This is a genomic window from Acidovorax sp. HMWF018 (genome assembly GCF_003061035.1).
GTDB lineage: Bacteria > Pseudomonadota > Gammaproteobacteria > Burkholderiales > Burkholderiaceae_C > Acidovorax > Acidovorax delafieldii.
Genome location: NZ_QAIM01000650.1, coordinates 1 through 5,127, shown reverse-complemented (window position 1 = coordinate 5,127; position 5,127 = coordinate 1). Strand labels below are relative to the sequence as shown.

Annotated in this window: 4 protein-coding genes; all 4 read left to right on the top strand. The window is 68.7% G+C overall.

From position 1 onward, the window contains the following. Positions 1–342 (top strand): isochorismatase family protein (locus tag DBR23_RS27205; RefSeq protein ID WP_146191468.1); only part of this gene is annotated, 342 nt, incomplete at its 5' end. Between the two features lie 120 nt (positions 343–462). Beyond that, positions 463–1,635, top strand: a complete 1,173-nt coding sequence (locus DBR23_RS27200) for an ABC transporter substrate-binding protein (protein ID WP_199227815.1) — start codon at positions 463–465, stop codon at positions 1,633–1,635. Positions 1,636–1,652: 17 nt separating this feature from the next. After that, entirely contained in the window at positions 1,653–2,159 is a 507-nt protein-coding gene (locus DBR23_RS27195) for a (2Fe-2S)-binding protein (RefSeq protein ID WP_108500141.1), read from the top strand. Continuing rightward, a partial coding sequence (locus DBR23_RS27190) for a molybdopterin cofactor-binding domain-containing protein (RefSeq protein WP_108500140.1) occupies positions 2,156–5,127 on the top strand: 2,972 nt, incomplete at its 3' end. The genes DBR23_RS27195 and DBR23_RS27190, both read left to right, overlap by 4 nt.

Here is a 5,127-nt window from a genome sequence, read left to right as displayed (position 1 = left end):
AAGGACCTCCAGGTGCCCAAGGCCCAGGTCATCCTGCGCAAGGGCTTTCACCAGCATGTGGACAGCTACTCGGCCTTTGAAGAGGCCGACCGCAAGACCTCCACCGGCCTGGCGGGTTACCTCAAGCAGCGTGGCATCAAGACCGTGTTTGTCACGGGCCTGGCCACCGACTTCTGTGTGGCCTGGACGGCGCTGGACGCCAAACGTCTGGGCTTCGAAACCTATGTGGTCGAAGATGCGACCCGCGCCATTGACCTCAACGGATCGCTCGATGCGGCCTGGAAAAACATGAAGGCTAAGGGCGTCAAACGCATCCAGTCCAGCGACATCGATGTCGCCTGACGGCGCACCGCCCCGGTGCTTCGGCGCCGGGGTTTGACGGATTCACAACACCCCGCAGAAATGGTTGCGCAGCCGCTCCGCTTGCAGGGAAACTTGCGCCTTTGATGTAAGGAGCGTTTCATGAAATGTCGTGGGATGGAGGAGGGCAGCATCGACCGCCGTGTGGTGCTGACGGCCCTGGCCGCCGCTGCTCTGGGGGCCGCGGGCCCGGCTGCTGCCGAGACCGGGGTGACGGACACCCGCATCAAGGTGGGGCAGTCGGCCGTGTTCACCGGCCCGGCCAAGGATTTCGGGGTGGACTACAAGGCGGGCATTGCGCTGGCGTTCGACAAGGTGAACAAGACCGGCGGCGTGCAGGGGCGCACGCTGGAGCTGGTGTCGCACGATGACGCGTACGAGCCCAAGAAGACCGCCGAGAACACGGCCAAGCTCATTGACGAAGACAAGGTCTTCGCCCTGATCGGCTATGTGGCCACCGGCAACCTTATCGCCGCCATGCCCCTGGCAGAGAAGGCGGGCGTGCCCATGTTCGCGCCGCTGGTGGGCACCACCTCGTTTCGCACCACGCACAACCGCTACCTGTTCCACGTGCGCGCCAGCTACGAGACCGAGCTGCGCAAGATCGTGGGCCACCTCGCCACGCTGGGCATCAACAACATCGCTGTCATCTACCAGAACAGCGCGTTTGGCAAATCCAACCTCGACACCTGCCTGCAGATCGCCCAGGGCCTGAAGGTCAAGGTGGTCGATTCCGTGCCCATGGAGATCGCCGCCACCGACGCCAAGCCCCAGGTGGCGCAGCTCACCAAGGCCCAGCCGGGCGCGGTGGTGATGATCATGGCGGGCAAGATGGTGGAAGTGTTCCTGCGCGACTACCGGGCGGCGGGCGCGGCGTCGCCGCTGTACACCATCTCGGTGGGCATCACCGACGCACCGGGCTCTGCGCAGCGCCTGAACGGCGGCATCGAGGGCCTGGTCACGGCCAGCATCGTGCCCTCGCCACAGGCCAGCCGTCTGGCCATCGTGGCCGACTACCGCAAGGACCGCGCGGACGCGGGCGAGAAGATCGACAGCTACACCATGCTGGAGGGCTACATTGCCGCCCGCGTGTTTGTGGAGGGTCTCAAGCGCGCGGGCAAAGCGCTCACGCGTGAAGGCTTCATCAAGGCCATGGAAGACATGGGCACCACCAAGATCGGTGACTTTCCGCTGCAGTACGGCCCGGGCAACCACAATGGCTCCAACTTTGTGGATCTGGAGATGTATACGCGCACCGGCAGTCTGCGGCGCTGAGGGCATCCCAAAGAGACATGCACGCGCCCGCTTCGCTTCACACCATGGTCGTCAACGGCCAGCCTTGTGCCTTGCCAGCAAGTACCTCCACCCACGCCACGCTGCTGCACGTGCTGCGCAATGACTTGTCGCTCAACGGCCCCAAATACGGCTGTGGCCTGGGGCAGTGCGGGGCGTGCACGGTGCTGGTGGACGGCATTGCCGCGCGGGCCTGCGTGATCCCGGCGCAGGGCGTGGCAGGTCGCGAGGTGACCACGCTGGAAGGGCTGCCCGGGCGCTGTAGCCGCACCGAAGGGCTTCACCCGGTGCAGCAGGCCTTTGTGGATGAGCAGGCCGCGCAGTGCGGCTATTGCCTGAGCGGCATGGTGATGATGGCCGTGGCCCTGCTGGAGCGCAATCCAGACCCCGACGAAGCAGCCGTACGCCGCGAGCTGTCGGGCAACCTGTGCCGCTGCGGCACGCATGTCGAAATCATCCGCGCCGTGCTGCGCGCGGCCCAGCTGATGCGCGAGGCCCAGGCATGAACACGCCTCCATCCCTGCGCGCCCACAGCCCGCTCACCCGCGCCGACTTCCATGCCGCCCGGGGCGTGCTGCTGGTGGTGCGCAACCCACCGCCCGCGCCACCTCCCGTCAAGGGCCAGCCCGCGCTCGTGGCGGGCAACCCGGCCGAGGGCGTGGAGATACTGATCGCCGTGTGGGACGACGGCAGCGTGACCGCACTCAACGGCCATGTGGACCTGGGCACCGGCATCCGCACCGCGCTCGCGCAGATCGTGGCCGAAGAATTGGACGTGCCCTTGGCCCAGGTGAACATGGTGCTGGGCGACACCACACGCGCGCCCAACCAGGGCGCCACCATCGCGAGTGCGTCCATCCAGATCCACGCCAAGCCCCTGCGCACCGCCGCTGCGCAGGCGCGCCACTGGCTGGTGGCCCAGGCCGCAGAGCGGCTGGGCGTGTCGGTGGAGGCACTGCAGGTGCGCGCGGGGGTGGTGCAGGTCATGGCAGACCCGTCGCGCCACGTGGCCTACGGCGCGCTGCTGGCGGGCGCGCACACCACGCTGGAGCTGGTGGACGCCACGCCCACCAAGGCTGCGGCTGACTACACCGTGGTCGGCCAGTCCGTGCCGCGCGTGGACATCCCCGCCAAGGTCAGCGGCGAGCTGGTGTTTGTGCACGACATGCGCGTGCCCGGCATGCTGCACGGCCGTGTGGTGCGCCCGCCGTATGCGGGGGCCGACCATGGCGACTTCATCGGCAACACGCTGGAATCGGTGGACCAGCAGTCCATCGCCCACATCCCCGGCATCCGCGCCGTGGTGGTGATCCGCGACTTTGTGGGCATCGTCGCCGAGCGCGAGGAGCAGGCCGAGCAGGCGCTGCGCGATTTGAAAGTGCACTGGAAGGACTGGCCTGGCTTCCCGCGCCAGGACAGCGCCGAGGCGCTGGAACAGGCCATCCGCGCCAACCCCGCCACGCAGCGCCGCCTGGTGGACGAGGGCGATGTGGATGGCGCCCTGGCCGCGCTGTCTGCCAACGGCCAGCCCATGCCACGCACCTATGTGTGGCCGTACCAGATGCACGGCTCCATCGGCCCGTCCTGCGCGGTGGCCGAATGGCGCAGTGATCACAGCACGGGCCGCCCGCGCATGACGGTGTGGGCGGGCACGCAAAACCCCCATGTGCTGCGCGCCGACCTCGCCCGGCTGATGGGGCTGACCGATGTGGACATCGACCTCATCCGCATGGAGGCCGCAGGCTGCTATGGCCGCAACGGTGCCGACGATGTGGCGGCAGATGCCGCGCTGCTGTCGCGCGCTGTGGGCGCCCCGGTGCGCGTGCAGCTCACGCGCGAGCAAGAGCATTTGTGGGAACCCAAGGGCACTGCCCAGCTCATGCAGGTGCGCGGCGGGCTCAAGGCCGATGGCACCGTGGCGGCGTACGACTTCGAAACGTCCTACCCCTCCAACGGCGCGCCCACGCTGGCCCTGCTGCTCACCCGCACCATCGAGCCCGTGGCCCAGGCCTACGAGATGGGCGACCGCACGGCACGCCCGCCCTACCAGTACGACAACCTGCGCGTGGCCGTCAACGACATGCCGCCCATCGTGCGCGCGTCGTGGCTGCGCGGCGTGTCGGCCCTGCCCAACTCGTTTGCGCACGAGTCGTATGTGGACGAACTAGCGACGGCGGCGGGTGTGGACCCGGTGCAGTTTCGCTTGCAGTTGCTGAACGACCCGCGCGCCGCCGAGCTGGTGCAGGCCACGGCCGAAAAGGCGGGCTGGATTCGCCGCACCGGCCCGCAGCAGCGCCCCTTGGATGGAGACTGGGTGCAAGGCCAGGGCTTTGCCTATGCCCGCTACATCCACAGCAAATGGCCCGGCTTTGGCGCCGCCTGGGCAGCCTGGGTGGCCGATGTGGAGGTCAACAAAAGGACCGGCGAGGTGCATGTGCGCCGCGTGGTCGTGGGGCACGACGCGGGCCTGATGGTGAACCCCGCCGGTGTGGAGCAACAGGTGCACGGCAACGTGCTGCAGACCACCAGCCGCGCGCTCAAGGAGCAGGTGACGTTCGAGCCCGTCAAGCAGGCCGTGGACAACCGCGAGTGGGGCAGCTACCCCATCCTGAGCTTTCGCGAGGTGCCGGTAATCGAGGTCATGCACATGCCCCGGCAGGACGAGGCGCCGCTGGGCTCCGGCGAGTCGTCGTCCGTGCCGGGCACGGCGGCCATTGCCAATGCGATTTTTGACGCCACGGGCGTGCGCTTTCGCGCGCCGCCGTTCACGCCCGAGGTGGTGCGCGCCGGGCTCAACCCCTTGCCCGGCGGCGCAGGCGAGGCGGCTGCAGGCAGCACCGCACCCACTGAGCAGGCCGAGGTATTGCCCACGCTGGAGCTGCCCGCACCCGCCGTGCCAGCCAGCGCCACATGGCCCACCCAGCGCAGCCCCTGGGCGCGCGCCCTGGCCCTGGCCGCTGGTGGCATCGCCATGGGCGCCGCGCTGCTGGGCTGGCGCCCCTCCATCGCGCCCGTGGTGCAGACGGCGGGTGCCTCGGTCTACAACGCCGCCACCATCGAGCGCGGCCGCCTGCTGGCCGCTGCGGGCGACTGCGTGGTGTGCCACACCGCACCGGGCGGCACGCCCAACACGGGCGGCCGCGCCATGGACACGCCCTTCGGCAAGGTCTACACCACCAACCTCACGCCCGACGCAGAGACCGGCATCGGCCAGTGGTCCTTCAGCGCCTTCCAGCGCGCCATGCGCGAAGGCATCTCGCGTGACGGCAAGCACCTGTACCCCGCGTTCCCCTACACATCGTTCGCCAAGATGAGCGACGACGACCTGACCGCGCTGTACGCCTACCTGATGGCGCAGCCCGCCGTGCGGGCCGAGGTGCCGAAGACCGAGTTGACCTTCCCGTTCAGCGTGCGCCCGCTCATGGCGGGCTGGAACGCGCTGTTCCACGACGCGACCCCGTTCAAGCCCGACCC